20 protein-coding genes are annotated in these 20,570 nt (G+C 56.8%); 15 read left to right on the top strand and 5 right to left on the bottom strand.

Going from position 1 to position 20,570, the window contains the following annotated elements; translation table 11 throughout:
- Positions 1-155: 155 nt before the first annotated feature.
- The 8 genes from ABLV11_RS27405 (at position 156) to ABLV11_RS27370 (ending at position 10,216) form a co-directional block, all read left to right on the top strand.
- Positions 156-734 (top strand): YecA family protein, encoded by a 579-nt coding sequence (locus ABLV11_RS27405; protein WP_016809851.1) that lies wholly within the window; start codon positions 156-158, stop codon positions 732-734.
- A gap of 28 nt (positions 735-762) precedes the next feature.
- Positions 763-2,079 carry a Xaa-Pro aminopeptidase gene (gene pepP, locus ABLV11_RS27400; RefSeq protein WP_224329839.1) on the top strand — a complete coding sequence of 439 codons (1,317 nt, stop codon included), beginning with the start codon at positions 763-765 and terminating at the stop codon, positions 2,077-2,079.
- Entirely contained in the window at positions 2,076-3,254 is a 1,179-nt protein-coding gene (gene ubiH / locus ABLV11_RS27395) for a 2-octaprenyl-6-methoxyphenyl hydroxylase (protein ID WP_348856095.1), read from the top strand. Before pepP ends, ubiH begins: the two co-directional genes overlap by 4 nt.
- 10 nt (positions 3,255-3,264) lie before the next feature.
- A complete protein-coding gene (ubiI, locus tag ABLV11_RS27390; RefSeq protein WP_070556763.1) occupies positions 3,265-4,467 on the top strand; it encodes an FAD-dependent 2-octaprenylphenol hydroxylase in 1,203 nt (400 codons plus the stop codon).
- Positions 4,468-4,887: 420 nt separating this feature from the next.
- A complete protein-coding gene (gene gcvT, locus ABLV11_RS27385) occupies positions 4,888-5,982 on the top strand; it encodes a glycine cleavage system aminomethyltransferase GcvT (protein WP_004105587.1) in 1,095 nt (364 codons plus the stop codon).
- 22 nt (positions 5,983-6,004) lie between these two features.
- On the top strand, positions 6,005-6,394 hold the full coding sequence (gene gcvH / locus ABLV11_RS27380; RefSeq protein WP_004105585.1) for a glycine cleavage system protein GcvH: 390 nt from the start codon (positions 6,005-6,007) through the stop codon (positions 6,392-6,394).
- Between the two features lie 144 nt (positions 6,395-6,538).
- Positions 6,539-9,412 carry an aminomethyl-transferring glycine dehydrogenase gene (gene gcvP, locus ABLV11_RS27375; protein WP_004105583.1) on the top strand — a complete coding sequence of 958 codons (2,874 nt, stop codon included), beginning with the start codon at positions 6,539-6,541 and terminating at the stop codon, positions 9,410-9,412.
- Between the two features lie 60 nt (positions 9,413-9,472).
- On the top strand, positions 9,473-10,216 hold the full coding sequence (locus ABLV11_RS27370; RefSeq protein ID WP_224329836.1) for an SDR family oxidoreductase: 744 nt from the start codon (positions 9,473-9,475) through the stop codon (positions 10,214-10,216).
- 109 nt (positions 10,217-10,325) lie between these two features.
- Here ABLV11_RS27370 and ABLV11_RS27365 read toward each other — a convergent pair whose 3' ends face one another.
- From ABLV11_RS27365 to ABLV11_RS27355, 3 genes are all read right to left on the bottom strand, one after another.
- The gene (locus ABLV11_RS27365) at positions 10,326-10,817 is read right to left on the bottom strand and encodes a protein disulfide oxidoreductase (protein WP_126489547.1); all 492 of its coding nucleotides are present in this window, start codon (positions 10,815-10,817) and stop codon (positions 10,326-10,328) included.
- Positions 10,818-11,005: 188 nt separating this feature from the next.
- Complete coding sequence (locus tag ABLV11_RS27360) at positions 11,006-12,439, bottom strand: 6-phospho-beta-glucosidase (RefSeq protein WP_163529888.1); 1,434 nt, start codon at positions 12,437-12,439, stop codon at positions 11,006-11,008.
- A 120-nt stretch (positions 12,440-12,559) separates the two neighbouring features.
- Positions 12,560-13,288 (bottom strand): MurR/RpiR family transcriptional regulator, encoded by a 729-nt coding sequence (locus ABLV11_RS27355; RefSeq protein ID WP_064352017.1) that lies wholly within the window; start codon positions 13,286-13,288, stop codon positions 12,560-12,562.
- 50 nt (positions 13,289-13,338) lie between these two features.
- Here ABLV11_RS27355 and yqfB point away from each other — a divergent pair, with 50 nt between their 5' ends.
- Together yqfB and ABLV11_RS27345 are read left to right on the top strand one after the other, a co-directional pair.
- Positions 13,339-13,650 carry a N(4)-acetylcytidine aminohydrolase gene (gene yqfB, locus ABLV11_RS27350; RefSeq protein WP_126489545.1) on the top strand — a complete coding sequence of 104 codons (312 nt, stop codon included), beginning with the start codon at positions 13,339-13,341 and terminating at the stop codon, positions 13,648-13,650.
- A 161-nt stretch (positions 13,651-13,811) separates the two neighbouring features.
- Entirely contained in the window at positions 13,812-14,471 is a 660-nt protein-coding gene (locus ABLV11_RS27345; RefSeq protein WP_064344096.1) for a hemolysin III family protein, read from the top strand.
- Between the two features lie 128 nt (positions 14,472-14,599).
- On the opposite strand, the gene ygfZ is transcribed toward ABLV11_RS27345, so the two are convergent.
- Positions 14,600-15,583: a tRNA-modifying protein YgfZ gene (gene ygfZ / locus ABLV11_RS27340; protein WP_004115279.1), complete on the bottom strand. Its 984-nt coding sequence runs from the start codon at positions 15,581-15,583 to the stop codon at positions 14,600-14,602.
- A 243-nt stretch (positions 15,584-15,826) separates the two neighbouring features.
- Here ygfZ and sdhE point away from each other — a divergent pair, with 243 nt between their 5' ends.
- A complete protein-coding gene (gene sdhE, locus ABLV11_RS27335; protein WP_004105561.1) occupies positions 15,827-16,093 on the top strand; it encodes an FAD assembly factor SdhE in 267 nt (88 codons plus the stop codon).
- On the top strand, positions 16,074-16,484 hold the full coding sequence (locus ABLV11_RS27330; protein ID WP_224329834.1) for a protein YgfX: 411 nt from the start codon (positions 16,074-16,076) through the stop codon (positions 16,482-16,484). Before sdhE ends, ABLV11_RS27330 begins: the two co-directional genes overlap by 20 nt.
- 8 nt (positions 16,485-16,492) lie before the next feature.
- On the opposite strand, the gene fldB is transcribed toward ABLV11_RS27330, so the two are convergent.
- A complete protein-coding gene (gene fldB, locus ABLV11_RS27325; RefSeq protein WP_004105557.1) occupies positions 16,493-17,014 on the bottom strand; it encodes a flavodoxin FldB in 522 nt (173 codons plus the stop codon).
- 121 nt (positions 17,015-17,135) lie between these two features.
- Here fldB and xerD point away from each other — a divergent pair, with 121 nt between their 5' ends.
- Genes xerD through recJ form a run of 3 tightly spaced genes read left to right on the top strand, consistent with a single transcriptional unit; the run spans position 17,136 to position 20,507 of the window.
- On the top strand, positions 17,136-18,032 hold the full coding sequence (gene xerD / locus ABLV11_RS27320) for a site-specific tyrosine recombinase XerD (protein WP_004105555.1): 897 nt from the start codon (positions 17,136-17,138) through the stop codon (positions 18,030-18,032).
- A gap of 22 nt (positions 18,033-18,054) precedes the next feature.
- Positions 18,055-18,768: a bifunctional protein-disulfide isomerase/oxidoreductase DsbC gene (gene dsbC, locus ABLV11_RS27315; RefSeq protein WP_004105554.1), complete on the top strand. Its 714-nt coding sequence runs from the start codon at positions 18,055-18,057 to the stop codon at positions 18,766-18,768.
- A gap of 5 nt (positions 18,769-18,773) precedes the next feature.
- The gene (gene recJ / locus ABLV11_RS27310; protein ID WP_004105553.1) at positions 18,774-20,507 is read left to right on the top strand and encodes a single-stranded-DNA-specific exonuclease RecJ; all 1,734 of its coding nucleotides are present in this window, start codon (positions 18,774-18,776) and stop codon (positions 20,505-20,507) included.
- The last annotated feature ends 63 nt before the right edge of the window (positions 20,508-20,570 follow it).

Genomic DNA, 20,570 nt, shown 5'->3' with positions numbered 1-20,570 from the left:
TGCTGATTGACTGCGCGGCCTTCACGCCCTGGGAGGGTCTGCGAAGGGGCGACACTATAGCTACCCTGGTTCTAAGATACAAGCCCTATTCTGGTTCACCAGGGTCCAAAGTGGTAGCATATCATGAATATTCCTCCCAACGATGACGAATGCGCATGTCTATACAGAACGAAATGCCTGGTTACAACGCTGTAGACCAGTTACTGAACCAACAAGGGGTAGGATTAACCCCTGCCGAAATGCACGGTCTGATCAGCGGGATCCTGTGCGGCGGCAATAAAGACAGCAGCTGGCAGCCGTTGGTGCACGACCTGACCAACGAAGGCCTGGCTTTTGGGCATGAGCTGGCGCAGTCGCTGCGTAACATGCATTCCGCCACCAGTGATTCGCTGGAGGACGACGGCTTCTTATTCCAGCTCTACCTCCCGGATGGCGATGAGGTGAGCGTGTTCGATCGCGCCGATGCGCTGGCGGGTTGGGTGAACCATTTTCTGCTTGGGCTGGGCGTAACGCAGCCCAAGTTGGATAAAGTCAAAGACGAAACGGGTGAAGCCATCGACGATCTGCGCAATATTGCTCAGCTCGGGTATGACGAAGACGAGGATCAGGAAGAGCTCGAAATGTCTCTGGAAGAGATTATCGAATACGTACGCGTTGCCGCGTTGCTGTGTCACGACACTTTCTCTCTCCAGAAACCCACTGCGCCGGAAGTGCAAAAACCGACGCTACACTAATTAATCATTAAATCGTTCAGGGGGCGTCATGACTCAGCAGGAATTTCTCTCTCGTCGCCAGGTTCTACTGGCGCAGATGCAGCCAGGCAGCGCCGCGTTAATTTTTGCCGCGCCGGAAGCGGTACGCAGCGCAGATTCGGAATATCCCTACCGCCAGAGCAGCGATTTTTGGTACTTCACCGGCTTTAATGAGCCTGAAGCGCTGCTGGTATTGATTAAAAGCGATGAGACGCATAACCACAGCGTGTTGTTTAACCGCGTGCGCGATCTGACTGCTGAAATCTGGTTTGGCCGACGCCTTGGGCAGGATGCCGCGCCTGAGAAGCTGGGCGTCGATCGCGCGCTGGCATTTAGTGAAATCAATCAGCAGCTGTTCCAGCTCCTTAACGGCCTCGATGCTATCTATTTTGCGCAGGGCGAATATGCCTACGCCGACGAAATCGTGTTCAACGCGCTGGAAAAACTGCGCAAAGGCGTGCGGCAGAATCTGCAGGCGCCAAACTCGGTCATTGACTGGCGGCCGATGGTGCATGAGATGCGCCTGTTTAAGTCGGCGGAAGAGCTGGAGGTGATGCGCCGCGCAGGCGAGATCTCCGCCCTTGCGCATACCCGCGCCATGGAAAAATGTCGTCCGGGGATGTTTGAATATCATCTGGAAGGCGAGATCCTCCACGAGTTCAACCGTCACGGCGCGCGCTATCCCTCTTACAACACCATCGTGGGCAGCGGCGAAAATGGCTGCATCCTGCACTACACCGAAAACGAAAGCGAACTGCGCGATGGCGATCTGGTGCTGATTGACGCAGGCTGCGAATATCGCGGCTATGCGGGCGATATCACCCGAACCTTCCCGGTAAACGGCAAGTTTAGCCCGGCGCAGCGCGAGATTTACGATATCGTTCTTGAGTCTCTGGAAACCTCGCTGAAGCTTTATCGCCCCGGCACCTCCATTAACGAGGTTAATCAGCAGGTAGTGCGGATCATGATTACCGGCCTGGTGCGTTTGGGGATCCTGAAAGGTGAAATTGATGAGCTAATTGCTAATAACGCTCATCGTCCTTTCTTTATGCATGGCCTGAGCCACTGGCTGGGGCTCGACGTACATGATGTCGGCAACTATGACGTCGACCGCTCGCGTATTCTCGAACCGGGAATGGTGCTGACCGTGGAACCGGGGCTGTATATCGCGATGGATGCCGACGTCCCGGCCCAGTACCGCGGCATCGGCATTCGTATTGAAGACGACATCGTCATTACCGAAGACGGTAATGAAAACCTCACCGCTGGCGTAGTGAAAAAAGCGGATGATATCGAGGCGCTGATGGCGGCGGCGCGCCAGCTATGAGCGTACTGATCGTTGGCGGCGGAATGACCGGCGCGACGCTGGCGCTGGCAATATCTCGTCTGACCGGCGGTAAGCTGCCGGTGCACCTGATTGAAGCAACAGCGCCGGAATCTGCCGGGCATCCGGGCTTTGACGCCCGGGCAATCGCACTTGCTGCCGGCACCTGTCAGCAGCTGGCTCGCGTTGATATCTGGCAGGAAATTGCCGACCGCGCCACGGCTATTCAGCGCGTTCACGTCAGCGATCGCGGTCACGCGGGGTTTGTGACGCTCGAGGCTAAGGACTATGGGCTGGCGGCGCTGGGTCAGGTGGTTGAGCTGCACGACGTCGGCCAACGCTTGTTTGCCCAGCTGCGTAAAGCGCCGGGCGTGACGCTACACTGTCCGGCAAAAGTGGAAAATGTTAGCCGCCGCGAAGAGAGCGTAAGCCTGGTTCTGGACAACGGCGAAACGCTCAGCGGTAAACTGCTGGTCGCGGCCGATGGCTCGCGCTCAACGCTGGGGGCCCGCTGCGGTATCAGCTGGCAGCAAGAGCCCTATGAACAGCTGGCGATTATTGCCAACGTCAGTACCGCAGTGCCGCACAACGGGCGTGCCTTCGAGCGTTTTACCCAACACGGTCCGCTGGCGATGCTGCCCATGTCGCAGGGCCGCTGCTCCCTGGTGTGGTGTCATCCGCAGTCGCGGCAAGAAGAGGTCCTGAGCTGGTCGAACGAACGCTTCTGTCATGAACTTCAGCAGGCATTCGGCTGGCGTCTTGGCCGGATCGTCCAGGCAGGCAAGCGCAGCGCGTATCCGCTCTCGCTCACCCGAGCTACCCGCACCATTGCCCATCGTCTGGCGCTGGTCGGCAATGCGGCGCAAACGCTGCATCCTATTGCCGGACAGGGTTTTAACCTTGGCCTGCGCGACGTGATGAGCCTGGCGGAAATGCTGGCGCAGACGCATGCCGAAGGAGAGGATCCGGGTGGCTATTCGCTACTGAGCCGCTATCAGGCCCGCCGCGCCGCAGATAAAGCCGCCACCGTCGGTGTGACCGATGGGCTGGTGCATCTGTTCGCTAATCGCTGGGCGCCGCTGGTGGCGGGGCGCAACGCAGGCCTGATGGCGATGGAATTATTTACCCCGGCGCGCGATGCGCTGGCGCAGCGTACCCTCGGTTGGGTCCCCCGTTAAGGAGTGAAACGTGCAAAGTGTTGATGTCGCTATTGTTGGCGGTGGAATGGTGGGGCTGGCGGTTGCCTGTGGTTTGCAGGGCAGTGGATTGCGCGTCGCCGTGCTGGAGCAGGCCGCGCCGCAGCCGTTAAGCGCGGATGCGCCGCCGGCGCTGCGGGTGTCGGCAATTAATGCCGCCAGCGAGAAGCTGCTGAACAAACTGGGCGTCTGGGAGGACATAGTCGCCCGGCGCGCCAGCTGCTACCACGGTATGGAAGTGTGGGACAAAGACAGTTTTGGCCGTATCAGCTTTGATGACCAGAGCATGGGCTTTAGCCACCTTGGGCATATTATTGAAAACGCCGTGGTGCATCATGTTCTGTGGCAAAAAGCGCAGCGCTGTGCTGACGTCACGCTACTGGCCCCGGCGCAGCTGCAGCAGGTCGCGTGGGGCGAGAATGAGGCCTTTCTTAACCTGCAGGACGGCAGCATGTTAACCGCCCGGCTGGTGGTTGGCGCCGATGGCGCCAATTCGTGGTTGCGTAATAAAGCCGATATCCCGCTGACCTTTTGGGATTATCAACATCATGCGCTGGTTGCCACTATTCGCACCGAAGAGCCGCACGAAGCGGTGGCGCGTCAGGTATTTCACGGCGATGGTATTCTGGCGTTCCTGCCGTTAAGCGATCCTCATCTCTGTTCTATTGTCTGGTCGTTGTCTCCTGAAGAGGCGGAACGAATGCGGCAGGCAGACGAGGCCGCTTTTAATCAGGCGCTGAATATTGCCTTCGATAACCGTCTGGGTTTGTGTTCCGTAGAGAGCGAACGTCAGGTTTTTCCGCTCACCGGCCGCTACGCGCGGCAGTTTGCCGCCCACCGTCTGGCGCTGGTTGGCGATGCCGCCCATACCATTCATCCGCTGGCGGGGCAGGGCGTTAATCTTGGCTTTATGGATGCCGCCGAACTGATTGATGAGCTGAAGCGCCTGCATGCGCAGGGCAAGGACATCGGCCAGCATCTCTATCTGCGTCGCTATGAGCGCAGCCGCAAGCACAGCGCTGCGGTGATGCTCGCGGGGATGCAGGGCTTCCGCGACATGTTCTCCGGCAGCCATCCGGCGAAAAAGCTGCTGCGCGATATTGGACTCAAGCTGGCGGATACTCTCCCTGGCGTGAAGCCGCAGCTTATTCGACAAGCAATGGGGCTAAACGATCTCCCGGCCTGGTTACGTTAAGTACGTCACACTTCTCTCTCCCGGCCTGCGCGCCGGGTTTTCCCTCTCATTTGAAATAATCTAATTTCACCTCTTTTTTCGCATTAGTTTTATTAATGTCACCTTTTTTTTGTTATAGAAATTAGGCTCATCTTTTCGCAGAAAATATCATCATGCTCTGCTTTTTTAACGCTGTTGTTTGTTTTTGTGCGGGCTTAATCGCTTTTTTGTAGGTAAAAATTCTGTAGCCTCTTCGGGTGATTTTGGTCATAAGCTAATGTGATGTCCTGGCCGGGCTTATGGTTTAGTGCGGATATCGGTGGTAAGTTCAGGCCAAAGAGAACGTTTGCGTCGGCATCCGTTTGCGATGCTGGCGGCGCGTTTCGTGGCGCAATATTGGCAAAAATAGTGGCTGGTTCCGTTTTATTCGATGAGGAAAAGATGGCTCAACAGACTCCGTTGTTTGAACAACACACGCTATGCGGCGCGCGCATGGTGGATTTCCATGGCTGGATGATGCCGCTGCATTACGGATCCCAGATCGATGAGCACCATGCGGTGCGCGGTGATGCCGGAATGTTCGATGTGTCGCACATGACCATCGTTGATTTTCACGGCAGCCGAATTCGCGAGTTCCTGCGCTATTTGCTGGCTAACGACGTGGCGAAGCTCACGGTCCCGGGCAAAGCGCTCTATAGCGGCATGCTGACCGCCTCTGGCGGCGTCATTGACGACCTGATTGTTTATTTCCTTTCTGAAGATTATTTCCGCCTCGTTGTTAACTCCGCCACCCGTGAAAAAGACCTCGCCTGGATCACCCAGCAGTCTGAATCCTATGGTCTTGAAATGACCGTGCGTGACGATCTTTCCCTGATCGCTGTACAAGGTCCAAAGGCAAAAGAGAAAGCGGCGACGCTGTTTACCGACGCGCAGCGCCAGGCTGTAGAAGGCATGAAGCCTTTCTTTGGCGTGCAGGCGGGCGATCTGTTTATTGCAACCACCGGCTATACCGGCGAAGCGGGATATGAAATCGCGCTGCCGAACGAGCAGGCGGTGGATTTCTGGCGCGGCCTGCTGGACGCGGGCGTTAAGCCGTGCGGCCTTGGCGCGCGCGATACGCTGCGTCTGGAAGCGGGAATGAATCTTTATGGCCAGGAGATGGACGAAGGCGTCTCTCCGCTGGCGGCTAACATGGGCTGGACCATTGCCTGGGAGCCTGCTGACCGTGACTTTATCGGGCGTGAGGCGCTGGAACTCCAGCGTGAAAAAGGCACCGAACAGCTGGTCGGTCTGGTGATGACCGAGAAAGGCGTTCTGCGCGGCGGCCTGCCGGTACGCTTCAGCGATGCCGAGGGCAATCAGAAAGAAGGCATTATCACCAGCGGGACCTTCTCCCCGACGCTGGGCTACAGTATTGCCCTGGCGCGCGTACCGGAAGGCATCGGTGAAACCGCCGTGGTGCAGATTCGCAACCGCGAAATGCCGGTCAAAGTGACGAAACCCGTTTTTGTACGCAACGGCAAAGCCGTGGTGTGATTTCCCATTTGGAGATGAATTAATGAGCAACGTACCAGCAGAACTGAAATACAGCAAAGAACACGAATGGCTGCGTAAAGAAGCGGACGGTACCTATACCGTCGGAATCACCGAGCACGCGCAGGAGCTGCTTGGCGATATGGTTTTCGTTGACCTGCCTGAAGTGGGCGCCGCCGTTGAAGCGGGCGCCGACTGCGCGGTGGCCGAATCCGTCAAGGCGGCTTCCGATATCTACGCGCCAATTAGCGGCGAAATCGTTGCCGTCAATGAAGAGCTGAACGACTCGCCTGAGCTGGTCAACAGCGAGCCGTACACCGGCGGCTGGATTTTTAAAATTAAAGCCAGCGATGAAGCTCAGGTTGCCGCGCTGCTGGATGCGACCGCATACGAAGCTCTGTTAGAAGACGAATAAATACGCATCTTCCTTCACGTAGCAGTGGCGTTGGCTTCCTGCAACGCGAATGATTTTGCATATTCTGGCCCGGTAAGCATCAGTGCTCGCCGGGCAAACCAGTCAGACAATCACGATTCACCGCACGTTCAGGAACCATCGCTCATGACCCAGACTTTAGGCCAGCTTGAAAACCGTGACGCCTTTATTGAACGTCACATCGGCCCGGACGCCCGACAGCAGCAGGAGATGCTGAATACCGTTGGCGCCGATTCGCTTAACGACCTGATTGGCCAGATTGTGCCGCAGGATATTCAGCTGGCGACGCCGCCGCAGGTGGGCGAAGCAACCACGGAATTCGCCGCGCTGGCGGAGCTGAAGGCGATTGCCGGTCGTAACAAGCGCTTCAAGTCATACATTGGCATGGGTTACACCGCCGTGCAGCTGCCTCCGGTTATTCAGCGCAATATGCTGGAGAACCCGGGCTGGTATACCGCCTACACGCCTTATCAGCCGGAGGTTTCCCAGGGTCGCCTGGAATCACTGCTGAACTTTCAGCAGGTGACGCTCGACCTGACCGGTCTGGATATTGCTTCGGCCTCGCTGCTGGACGAAGCCACTGCCGCCGCGGAAGCGATGGCAATGGCCAAACGCGTGAGCAAACTGAAAAACGCTAACCGTTTCTTTGTTGCCGCCGATGTTCATCCGCAGACTCTGGACGTGGTACGTACCCGCGCAGAAACTTTCGGTTTCGATGTGATTGTCGATGATGCCGAGAAAGCCCTCGACCATCAGGACGTCTTCGGCGTGCTGCTGCAGCAGGTAGGGACGACCGGCGAGGTTCATGATTACAGCAAACTGATTGCTGATCTGAAAGCGCGCAAAGTGATTGTCAGCGTCGCAGCCGATTTTATGGCGCTGGTTCTGCTGACGGCTCCGGGCAAGCAGGGCGCGGACATTGTGTTTGGCTCCGCCCAGCGCTTCGGCGTACCTATGGGCTACGGCGGCCCGCACGCGGCGTTTTTTGCCGCAAAAGATGAATTCAAACGTTCCATGCCGGGCCGTATTATCGGCGTATCGAAAGATGCGGCGGGCAATACCGCGCTCCGCATGGCGATGCAGACCCGCGAGCAGCATATCCGCCGCGAGAAAGCGAACTCCAATATCTGTACCTCCCAGGTACTGCTGGCCAATATTGCCAGCCTGTACGCCGTGTTCCACGGCCCGGCCGGCCTGAAGCGTATCGCCAGCCGCATTCATCGCCTGACCGATATTCTGGCCGCAGGTCTGCAGAAAAAAGGCCTCAAGCTCCGCCATGCGCACTACTTTGACACCCTGTGCGTGGAAGTGGCTGATAAAGCGGCTGTGCTGGCGCGGGCGGAAGCGCTGCAGATCAACCTGCGTAGCGATATTCATCACGCCGTCGGGATCACGCTCGACGAAGCCACCACTCGTGAAGACGTTCTGAACCTGTTCCGCGCTATCGTTGGCGACGATCGTGGCCTGGATATCGACGCTTTGGATAAAGATGTGGCCCTGGACAGCCGTTCAATCCCGGCCAGCATGCTGCGCGACGATGCGATCCTCACTCATCCGGTGTTCAACCGCTATCACAGCGAAACCGAGATGATGCGCTATATGCACGCGCTGGAGCGTAAGGATCTGGCGCTGAACCAGGCGATGATCCCGCTGGGCTCCTGCACGATGAAGCTGAATGCCGCCGCCGAGATGATCCCCATCACCTGGCCGGAATTTGCCGAACTGCATCCGTTCTGCCCGGTCGATCAGGCCGAAGGCTATCACCAGATGATCGCTCAGCTCTCCGACTGGCTGGTTAAGCTGACCGGCTATGATGCGGTATGCATGCAGCCGAACTCCGGCGCGCAGGGTGAATACGCGGGCCTGCTGGCGATTCGCCATTATCACGAGAGCCGTAACGAAGGGCATCGCGATATTTGCCTGATCCCAAGCTCCGCACATGGTACCAACCCGGCTTCCGCGCAGATGGCGGGGATGCAGGTGGTGGTGGTCGCCTGCGATAAAAACGGCAATATCGACCTGGCGGATCTGCGGGCCAAAGCCGAGCAGTATGCGGCGAACCTCTCGTGCATTATGGTCACCTATCCTTCCACCCACGGCGTCTACGAAGAGACTATTCGCGAAGTGTGCGAAGTGGTGCATCAGTTTGGCGGCCAGGTTTACCTTGACGGCGCGAACATGAACGCCCAGGTCGGTATTACCTCTCCAGGCTTTATCGGCGCGGACGTCTCGCACCTTAACCTGCATAAAACCTTCTGCATTCCGCACGGCGGCGGCGGTCCCGGGATGGGACCTATCGGCGTCAAATCGCACCTGGCGCCGTTTGTACCGGGCCACAGCGTGGTGCAAATTGAAGGCATGCTGACCCGTCAGGGCGCAGTTTCCGCCGCGCCGTTCGGCAGCGCCTCCATTCTGCCGATCAGCTGGATGTATATCCGGATGATGGGCGCAGAAGGGCTAAAACAGGCAAGCCAGATGGCGATTCTGAACGCCAACTACATTGCTACCCGTCTGAAAAACGCGTTCCCGGTCCTGTATACCGGCCGCGACGGTCGCGTGGCGCACGAATGCATTCTGGATATTCGTCCGCTGAAAGAAGAGACCGGCATCAGCGAGCTGGATATCGCTAAGCGACTGATCGATTATGGTTTCCACGCCCCTACCATGTCCTTCCCGGTCGCCGGCACGCTGATGGTGGAACCGACCGAATCGGAAAGCAAAGTGGAGCTGGACCGCTTTATCGATGCGATGCTGGCGATTCGCGGTGAAATTGACCGCGTGAAAGCCGGCGAGTGGCCGCTGGAGGATAACCCGCTGGTGAATGCGCCGCATACTCAGGGTGAACTGGTGAGCGAGTGGAACCATCCGTACGCTCGTGAACTGGCGGTGTTCCCGGCCGGGCTGAACAATAAATACTGGCCGACCGTTAAGCGTCTGGACGATGTTTACGGCGACCGCAATCTGTTCTGCTCCTGCGTACCGATGAGCGAATATCAGTAATCTGCTGATTAGGCTATTTTTTAAAGGCGCTGCGGCGCCTTTATTTTTTGGGAGAATGGTATGACGATAGCATTGGTGACGGGCGGTAGCCGCGGAATAGGTAAAGCGACGGCGCTGCTGCTGGCGCAGGAAGGGTACACCGTGGTAGTGAATTACCATCAGAATAACGCTGCCGCGACCGACGTGGTGAATGAGATTCGCGCCTGCGGCGGCAAAGCCGTTGCGCTCCGGGCGGACGTCAGCGATGAAGCGCAGGTGATGGAGATGTTCGCCGCTATCGACCGCCTCGGTGAACCGCTTTCCGCGCTGGTCAATAACGCCGGGATTTTATTTACCCAAGGGACGATTGAAAGCCTTTGCGCCGAGCGAATTAACCGGGTGCTGGCCACCAATGTTACCGGCTACTTCCTTTGCTGCCGGGAGGCGGTAAAGCGGATGTCGCACAAGCATGGCGGTAAAGGTGGGGCGATTGTGAATGTTTCATCCGCAGCATCGCGCCTCGGGGCGCCGGGAGAGTACGTGGATTATGCCGCTTCAAAAGGCGCGGTTGATTCCCTGACCACCGGATTGTCGCTGGAGGTCGCGGCGCAGGGCATTCGGGTTAACGGCGTGCGCCCCGGATTAATCTATACCGACATGCACGCCAGCGGCGGCGAGCCGGGACGCGTGGATCGCGTCAAGTCGATGCTGCCCATGCAGCGCGGCGGGCAGCCGGAAGAGGTGGCGCAGGCGATCGTCTGGCTACTGAGTGATAAGGCCTCCTACGTGACCGGCAGCTTCCTCGAGCTGGCGGGCGGGAGATAGCAGGCAATCCATTTCCCGGGGCGCGGCTAACGCCTTGCCCGGGGAACAAAATCGGTATATCGCAGCGAACGGGTAGCCCTGCTAAGCGCAGCGCGAGCAGGGAAATACGCTATGATGCCAGCCATAGCCGCAGGCGCATTCCCCAGTTGCTGGTCCAGCCGGTGGTGACTGACTTCACCTCGCCGCGCGAGATAACGATAAGAGTCGGCGTGACCTGTACCTCCCACCGTTGGGATAGCTGACCGCTGGGGTCATTGATCGTCGGCAGTGCCATTTTTTTATGCGCCAGCCAGCGCGCCAGGGTGGCGTTATCGCCCGAACGTAACGCTACCGTCATAACATTACCGCCATCGTCGGCTAAAGCAGCCACCGACGGGGTGGTATAGCGGCATACGCTGCACCAGGTTGCCCAGACGTACAGTAATAAGGGACGCTCCTGGCTCATTGCCGCCAGATCGACCGTTCGACCATCAAGCGTTTGCAGCGGCATGCTGGAGAAATTCTGCGGCAGCGCGGGCCTGCGTAGATAATCCACCGTCAGACTGACGGCGGCAACAATCAGGATCCATGTCAGGAGCTGTCTGAAGACTTTAAGCATCATTTTTCTACATTGTAATGCGCCGTAACGGCCGGCAGCGTGCGGCGTTGATTCACTGAGTAAACGTCAGCAGCTCAACGATTGTTGCGGTTTATCTTATCGGTTGAGGGCGCGTAAGCAACGCTAATGCTGTAAAGAAGTGTCTGTTTTGTGGGAAGTTTTGCCCCTCCCGAGGGGAAGGGGCAAGATGATTACAGTTTCTCGCCGTTGCTGGCGATAACCTCTTTGTACCAGTTAAAGCTCTTTTTGCGCGAGCGGGACATATCCCCGGAGCCGTCGTCATGCTTGTTGACGTAGATGAAGCCGTAGCGCTTGCTGTACTGACCGGTTGTGAAGGAGACGCAGTCGATGCAGCCCCACGGGGTGTAGCCCATGAGTTCAACGCCATCGTAGGTCACCGCTTTGATCATCTCTTCAACGTGAGCGCGAAGATAGTCGATGCGGTAGTCGTCGTTGATGCTGCCGTCTTCTTCTACTTTATCGTACGCGCCAAAACCGTTTTCGACGATGAACAGCGGTTTCTGATAGCGTTCATACAGTTCGCACAGCGCATAGCGCAGGCCAACCGGGTCAATTTGCCATCCCCAGTCGGAGGCTTTGACATGCGGATTGGGCACGCTGCCTTCAAAGCCGGAAATTGCGTCGCCGGTGCCGCCTTCCGCTTTCACCGCGTTGGTCATGTAGTAGCTGAAGCCGAGATACGCACAGGTGCCTTCACGCAGGATTTGCGCATCGCCTTCATCCATTTTGATATTGAAACCGCGGCGTTCCCACTCGTTCAGGACGTAGCTCGGGTAGTAGCCGCGCAGCTGTACGTCGGTAAAGACGTAGCGTTCACGCATCGATTCCTGCGCAAACATCACATCTTCCGGCTTACAGGAGTACGGATAGAGAGGAACCATCGCCAGCATGCAGCCAACCTGCATTTCCGGGTTGATTTGACGCGCCGCTTTCACCGCCAGCGCGCTGGCGACGAATTGATGATGCAGCACCTGGTACATGGTCTCTTCCGGGTTTTCATGTTCGGTATAGACTACGCCGGAGCAGCAGTAGCCAAACAGCGGAGCGCGCCAGTTACGCTGGTTGTTGATCTCGTTGAAGGTCATCCAGTATTTCACTTTGTGCTTATAGCGCTCGAAGACCGTTTCGGCAAAACGCACAAAGAAATCGACCACTTTGCGGTTGGTCCAGCCGCCGTACTGCTGAACAAGATGCAGCGGCATCTCAAAGTGGGAGAGGGTGATAACCGGCTCGATGTTGTACTTCAGCAGTTCATCGAACATGTCATCGTAAAATTTTAGCCCTTCTTCATTTGGCTGGGTTTCGTCGCCTTGCGGAAAGATGCGCGTCCAGGCGATGGAAGTACGGAAGCACTTGAAGCCCATCTCGGCGAACAGCTTGATGTCTTCTTTATAGCGGCCGTGGAAGTCGATGGCTTCGTGGTTGGGGTAGTATTTACCCGGCTCGACCTGCTGGGTTATCTCACGCGGTACGCCGTGCGCGCCGCCGGTTAGCACGTCGCAGATGCTCGGGCCTTTGCCGTCTTTATTCCAGCCGCCTTCAACCTGATGTGCGGCGACCGCACCGCCCCATAAAAAGTCTTTTGGTAAAGGGATTTTTTTCATCTTTGCTCATCTCGTCATAATGGCTGTTGGCTGCGAGTCTAACAAAGGGAATATAAATGTCACGATATAACAATTTGCCTGAAATGGAATTTGTTACATCGGAAAAACACCGTGTTATTTTCAGACGAGTTTGCGCGCTAATTTACGGCCCAGCGTTTCCAGAATATAAATAACCGGGATCTGCGTGGTAATATCGTAGACGCCGCCGATGCGCGTTTGCGGAACGTGCCAGGAGAGATTGAAGTCGGCGAGCTTTGCCAGCCGCGAGTGCTCGTGGCTGGTGATGGACATCACTTTACAGCGATGCAGGCTGAACTGGCTGGCAAAGCGCAGGATTTCTTCGGTTTCACCGGAGACCGACAGCACAATAGCCAGAGCATTACGCGCCATATCATTGGTCACCGGAAAATAAGGATCGTCGATATGATTGCTGAATTTTCCGACGTTAGAAAAGAAACGTGCGCCATATTTTGCCAGCGCGCCGGAGGTGCCGGCGCCGACGAAAATAATTCTTTCCGAAGCGAGTATAATATCAACCGCCTGCTCGAGCAGTTGGTCAAATTCATCGTTATTGATGCTTTTAAAAAAGCTCATTATTTCGCTGGCGCCGATATTTGCCTGTTGAGGCTCATTCTGCTCCAGATATAATTTAAAGCGTACGCGAAACTCCGAGTAGCCTTCGCACTGCAGCTTGCGGCAGAAGCGCAGAACGGTAGTCGTGGAGACTCCGGCCGCTTCCGCCAGCTCGCGGATGGTCATGTACATCACTTTGTCGCGATTTTTAATGACGTAGTGATAGACCATCATCTCAAGATTATTGAGACTGGCGATAGCGGCGTGGGAGAAGATACTCACAGTGGCAAACTCACAATTCATAATGACCAGGACGGAATGATATCATGCAGGCAAATGACATAACCTTTTTTCAGCGTTTTCAGGACGACATTCTCGCCGGACGCAAAACGATTACCATCCGTGATGCTGCTGAATCGCACTTTAAAACGGGCGATGTGCTGCGCGTTGGCCGCTATGAAGATGACGGCTATTTTTGCACTATTCGCGTGGTGGCCACCTCAACGGTAACGCTGGATACGCTGACCGAACTGCATGCGCAGCAGGAAAACATGACGCTGGCGCAGCTGCGTGAGGTGATTGCGGAGATCTATCCTGAAGAAAAGCAGTTTTATGTTATTGAATTCGAAAAGCTTTAATAAAATAGTGAACGTCTGTTAGTTGAAATTTTTATGTAAGCTTTTGATTTTATACTGTTCATAAATATTCACCTTTTTATTTTAGCGAACAGGTGTTCACTGGAATCATTCTCAGTTAACCTAAGTGTGCATTGAAAGCGTACGGGTTTTCGGAGTCAAATATGGTTCGCAAATCGTTAATCACACAGGGATATTCTCTGGCAGAGGAAGTTGCCAACAGCATCAGTCACGGGATCGGGCTGGTGTTCGGTATTGTTGGTCTGGTGCTGTTGTTGGTGCAGGCGGTAGATAGCAACGCCGGCGCAACGGCTATCACCAGCTACAGTCTGTACGGCGGCAGCATGATTTTGCTGTTCCTCGCCTCGACCCTCTATCACGCGATTCCGCATCAGCGGGCTAAGCTGTGGCTGAAAAAATTCGACCACTGCGCCATCTACCTGCTGATTGCCGGAACCTACACGCCGTTTCTGCTGGTGGGGCTAAATTCGCCGCTCTCGCGCGGGCTGATGATCGTCATCTGGAGCCTGGCGCTGCTGGGGATCCTGTTTAAGCTGACGATTGCGCATCGTTTTAAGATCCTCTCTTTAGTGACCTATCTGACTATGGGCTGGCTGTCGCTGATCGTCGTTTATCAGCTGGCGATTAAGCTGGCGATTGGCGGCGTGACGCTGCTTGCGGCGGGCGGGGTCGTCTATTCGCTGGGGGTTATTTTCTACGTCTGTAAGCGTATTCCGTACAACCACGCTATCTGGCACGGCTTTGTGCTGGGCGGTAGCGTGTGCCACTTCCTGGCGATTTATTTGTACGTCGGGCAGGCTTAAATTTTGAGAAATCTTCCCGGCTCGCGCTACGCTTAGCGGGGCTACAGATTCACCGTCATCAGAGGGCTGGTAGCCGGGACAGGCACGTTAGCGCCGCCTCCAGGAAGAAGGCGGCGGGGAATATCGCTTTAACTCTCTTCCAGCGAATACGGCAGCGGCTCAATGCTCAGGCTGCCGGCATCATCGCGCACGCGGAATACGCTGCCCGGCTCCATATCGTTATTCATCACTACCTGCACCAGCAGGCGACCATCATCCAGTTGCACGGCCGCTAAAACGGTACCGGTACGACGCCAGTTGTCACCCATCTTCATTTCCAGGTCTTCCCCGGCTTCAGGCACGCGGCTGGCGGTCCCGGCCAGATACCACAGGGCGCGCTTGTTGGCACCGCGGAATTTAGCGCGGGCAACCATCTCCTGACCGGTATAGCAGCCTTTTTTGAAGCTGATGCCGCCCAGCGCCTGCAGGTTGGTGGCCTGCGGAATAAACTGCGCGCTGTTGGCGCTGTCGATGACCGGCAGGCCAGCTTCAATATTCAGCGCCAGCCACTGCTGGCTATTGTTTAGCTGTGCTTCGCCGCGCAGCGCGTCGGTGATGCGGGTGGCGGTTGCCACATCGGTCACCAGCAGGAAGCGCTCGGCGGGATGCTCAAACCACAGCACGCTGGTGGCACCTTCGCTGACAACCTGTTTATCGGCATTCGGCAGCTCGTTAAACAGCGGCGTCAGCGCAGCGCGTGCCTGGAACCCGGCAACGCCCAGCAGCACGGATTCATCGTCGGCGGCGATGGTCACTTTAGAGAACACCGCATACTTTTTCAGTTCAGTCAGCTGCGCATCGCGCAGGCTGCGGCGCTCAATCCACGCAAAACCCTCGTTGCGACGGAAAACGCGCAGATTGCTCCACATCTTGCCCTTGGCGTCACAATGCGCGGCAAGCAGATGCTGCTCGTCGGTCAGGTGGCTGACGTCAGCGGTGATCTGCCCCTGCAGATATTTCTCGCCATCCGGCCCGGTAATCGTCGCCAGCGCCCAGTCATCCAGCGTCATCAGCGTTAACGGCAGACGAGCGGAAGAGGAGGGCTGACGCGGAGGAAAAGGTGTAAAAGCCATAGTCATATCCTGAATAGCTTAACGCAGAGTGTGTGACTAATGGTAAAAGAGCTATGGTGCAATGCAAGCGCTTTTGCCAGGCCATTCGTGCCCTCAAAACTGGGCGCTAGCGCGAACGAAATTATCAATAACCTGATTATTTTAGAGATTTCATGGAATAGCGCTCGTGAATCTTGATATTCCAGTGAAGTCAGCGGCGAAAACGGGTTAAACTAAGCAATATTTATAAGCAGGAAGTAAAACATGGATATTAACAATAAAGCTCGCATCCACTGGGCATGCCGCCGGGGAATGCGTGAACTCGATATCTCCATCATGCCGTTTTTTGAGCATGAGTACGATACGCTCAGTGATGACGATAAGCGGTTGTTCATCCGCCTGCTGGAAAATGACGATCCGGACCTGTTCAACTGGTTGATGAACCATGGCGAACCGGCTGATGCAGAACTGCAGCGGATGGTAAAATTAATTCAGACACGGAATCGGGAACGTGGTCCTGTGGCAATCTGATTTACGCATCTCGTGGCGAGCGCAATGGTTCTCACTGTTGATGCACGGCGTGGTGGCGGCGCTGGTGCTGGTGTTGCCCTGGCCGCTGAGCTATACCCCGCTGTGGCTGATACTGCTGTCGCTGGTGGTGTTCGACTGCGTGCGCAGCCAGCGGCGGATCCATGCCAGACAGGGGGAAATAAAGCTGCTGATTGACTCTCGCCTGCGCTGGCAAAAAGTGGAGTGGGATATCGTCGGCACCCCGTGGGTAATCAATAGCGGAATGCTGCTGCGCCTGCGAAATACGGAAAACCAACGCACTCAGCATCTATGGGTGGCGGCGGATAGCATGGACGCGGGCGAGTGGCGCGATCTGCGTCGGCTGGTGTTACAGAAACCGACGCAAGATTAAGCCTGGACTCAGGCGAACTGCTCAGCCATTTCGCCGAGGATTTGCTCGCACCAGTTCTGAATACGCTCATCGCTCAGGTCATACTGGTTGGTTTCATCGAGCGCCAGACCAACGAACAGCTGGCCGTCGGCGATGACCGGTTTCGGGCTGGTAAATTCATAGCCTTCGGTTGGCCAGTAGCCGATGAACTTAACCCCTTTTGTTGCCAGCTTATCGTGCAGCATGCCGAGCGCGTCAAGGAACCATTCGCCGTAGCCTAGCTGGTCGCCCATGCCATAGAGCGCGACGATTTTACCCTGCAGATCCAGCGTATCAAGCTGCTGCCAGACCGCCTCCCAGTCCTCCTGGATCTCGCCAAAATCCCAGGTTGGAATGCCGAGGATCAGCACATCATATTGCGTCATCAGGGCAGGGGAATCATCTTTCAGGTTATGCAGCGTCACCAGTTCAGGGCCGATGATATCGCGGATTTTTTCCGCCGCCATTTCTGTGTAGCAGGTGCTGGAGCCGTAAAAAAGACCTATGTTCATCGCGGAAACGTCTCAATTCTTGCTGTGACTTTGCGCTTAGTGTACCAGAAAGGCCGCGCCCGCCTGCAACTCGAATTATTTAGGGTATAATGGCGCCGTTTTAATATACAAAGAGGCCGGAGTGGAACAGGATCTCGCACAAATCGAGCAGTTTCTTGATGCCTTGTGGCTGGAGCGGAATCTGGCGGAAAACACGCTGAGCGCCTACCGCCGGGATCTGACGATGGTCGTGGAATGGCTGCATCATCGTGGCCTGTCGCTTGCCAGCGTCAGCGGCGAAGATCTGCAGTCGCTGCTGGCGGAGCGGCAAACCGGCGGTTATAAAGCCACCAGCACCGCGCGCCTGCTAAGCGCCGTGCGTCGCTTCTTCCAGCATCTGTACCGGGAAAAAATTCGCCCCGATGACCCCAGCGCGCTGCTCGCATCGCCAAAGCTGCCGCAGCGGCTGCCGAAGGATCTGAGCGAGGCGCAGGTTGAGCGCCTGCTTCAGGCCCCTTTGGTTGAACAACCGCTGGAACTGCGTGATAAAGCGATGCTGGAAGTGCTGTACGCCACCGGTCTGCGCGTTTCTGAACTGGTGGGCCTGACCATGAGCGATATCAGCCTGCGTCAGGGCGTGCTGCGCGTGATCGGTAAAGGAAATAAAGAACGTCTGGTGCCGTTAGGCGAAGAGGCGGTACTGTGGGTTGAGAATTACCTGGAGTACGGGCGTCCCTGGCTGCTGAACGGCGTGGCTTCCGATGTGCTTTTTCCCAGCCAGCGCGCGCAGCAGATGACGCGCCAGACGTTCTGGCATCGAATTAAGCACTATGCCGTACTGGCGGGAATTGACAGCGAAAAGCTATCTCCGCACGTGCTGCGCCATGCGTTCGCTACCCATTTACTTAATCACGGCGCCGACTTACGCGTGGTGCAGATGCTGTTAGGACACAGCGATCTCTCCACGACGCAGATCTATACCCACGTGGCGACCGAGCGTCTGCGACAACTCCATCAACAGCATCACCCGCGTGCGTGAGTGCTGAAAAAAAGGACTGAGTATGAAAAAAGGTTTACTGATGTTCACTCTGCTGGCGACCACCTTATCCGGTGCGGCGCATGCCGATAGCGCGGCGATCAAGCAACTGCTGGCGAAGCTTGGCGTGCAGAGCTCGGACGTGCAGCCTTCGCCGGTCAAAGGCATCAGCACCGTGTTGACGGACAGCGGCGTGCTGTACGTCACCGATGATGGTAAACACATTATCCAGGGGCCAATGTACGATGTCAGCGGCGCGCAGCCGGTAAACGTTACCAATGCGCTGCTGGGGGGGAAGCTAAACGCCCTGGAAAAAGAGATGATCGTCTACAAAGCGCCGCAGGAAAAACATGTCATCACCGTCTTCACCGATATTACCTGCGGTTACTGCCACAAGCTGCATGAGCAGATGAGCGACTATAACGCGCTGGGGATTACCGTGCGCTATCTGGCCTTCCCGCGCCAGGGGCTGCAAAGCGAAGCCGAGCAGAATATGAAGGCTATCTGGTGCGCCAAAGATCGCAACAAAGCGCTGGATAACGCGATGAGCGGCAAAGGCGTGCAGCCAGCGAGCTGCGATGTTGATATCGCTAAACACTACACGCTCGGCGTGCAGCTTGGCGTTAACGGCACGCCGGCGATGGTGCTGAGCGACGGTACGCTGATGCCTGGCTATCGCGATCCTAAAGACCTGAAAGCGCTCCTTGATGAGCATCAAAAACAGATAAGCGGTAACTGATTCGCGTGAAACAACAGATACAACTACGCCGCCGCGAGGCGGCTGACGGCGTCGATTTACCTGACGATCTCCCTCCGCTGCTGCAGCGGCTGTACGCCAGCCGCGGCGTGCGTAGCGCGCAGGAGCTGGAACGCGGTGTAAAAGGTATGCTGCCATGGTCGCAGCTGACCGGCGTCGAAAAAGCGGTAGAGATGCTCTACGGCGCATTTAAGCAGGAGCTGCACATTGTGGTGGTCGGCGATTTTGACGCCGACGGCGCTACCAGCACTGCGCTTAGCGTTCTGGCCCTGCGGGGGCTGGGCTACGGCAACGTCTCGTACCTGGTGCCAAACCGTTTTGAGGATGGCTATGGCCTGAGTCCGGAAGTGGTCGATCAGGCTCACGCCCGCGGCGCGCAGATGATAATGACCGTGGATAACGGCATTTCCTCCCACGCCGGCGTCGAGCGCGCCCATGCGCTGGGTATTCCGGTGCTGGTGACCGATCACCATCTGCCGGGGGATACGCTGCCTGCCGCCGAAGCGATTATTAACCCGAACCTGCGGGACTGCGAGTTCCCGTCAAAATCGCTGGCCGGGGTTGGCGTGGCCTTTTATCTGATGCTGGCGCTGCGCACTTTTCTGCGTGATAAAGGTTGGTTTGATGAGCGCGGCATTGCGCCGCCGAATCTGGCGGATTTACTCGATCTGGTGGCGCTTGGCACCGTGGCGGACGTTGTTCCGCTGGATGCCAACAACCGTATTCTGACCTGGCAGGGGCTGAGCCGCATCCGGGCAGGTAAATGCCGTCCGGGCATCAAGGCGCTGCTGGAAATCGCCAACCGCGATCCGCAAAAGCTGGCGGCAAGCGATCTCGGCTTCGCGCTTGGCCCGCGCCTTAATGCGGCAGGGCGGCTGGACGACATGTCCGTCGGCGTGGCGCTGCTGCTGTGCGACAACACCGGCGAAGCGCGGGTGCTGGCCAATGAGCTGGACGCGTTAAACCAGACGCGTAAAGAGATAGAACAGGGGATGCAGGCGGAAGCGCTGACCCTGTGTGAAAAGCTGGAACGCAGCAGCGAGACGCTGCCCGGCGGCCTGGCGATGTACCACCCGCAGTGGCATCAGGGCGTCGTCGGCATTCTGGCCTCGCGTATTAAAGAGCGCTTCCATCGCCCGGTTATCGCCTTTGCGCCCACCGGTGACGGTACGCTCAAAGGCTCAGGTCGGTCGATTCAGGGGCTGCATATGCGCGATGCGCTGGAGCGTCTGGATACCCTCTATCCCGGGCTGATTCTGAAGTTCGGCGGTCATGCCATGGCGGCGGGTTTGTCGTTAGAAGAGGCGCGTTTTGAGGAGTTTCAGCAGCGTTTCGGCGAACTGGTGACCGAGTGGCTCGATCCTGCGCTACTGCAGGGCGAAGTGGTCTCCGACGGCCCGCTGGCGGCGGCAGAGATGAGCATGGAGGTCGCACAAATGCTGCGCGACGCCGGGCCATGGGGGCAGATGTTCCCTGAGCCGCTGTTCGATGGCCGTTTTCGTCTGCTACAACAGCGTCTGGTCGGCGAGCGTCACCTGAAGGTGATGGTTGAGCCGGTCGGCGGCGGCCCGCTGCTGGACGGTATTGCGTTCAATGTGGATACTTCCATTTGGCCGGATAACGGCGTTCGCGAAGTTCAGCTTGCCTATAAGCTGGATATCAATGAGTTCCGCGGCAACCGCAGCCTGCAGCTGATCATTGACCACCTCTGGCCAAATTGAGAACAGTATATTAATGAGAGCGCGAATCCGGTAGAATTCCGCTCTTATCACCGCATTTTGACG

The sequence above is a fragment of the Klebsiella sp. GW_Kp181 genome (genome assembly GCF_040062315.1).
Taxonomy (GTDB): Bacteria; Pseudomonadota; Gammaproteobacteria; order Enterobacterales; family Enterobacteriaceae; genus Klebsiella; species Klebsiella oxytoca.
This window is presented reverse-complemented; position numbering and strand designations above follow the sequence as displayed.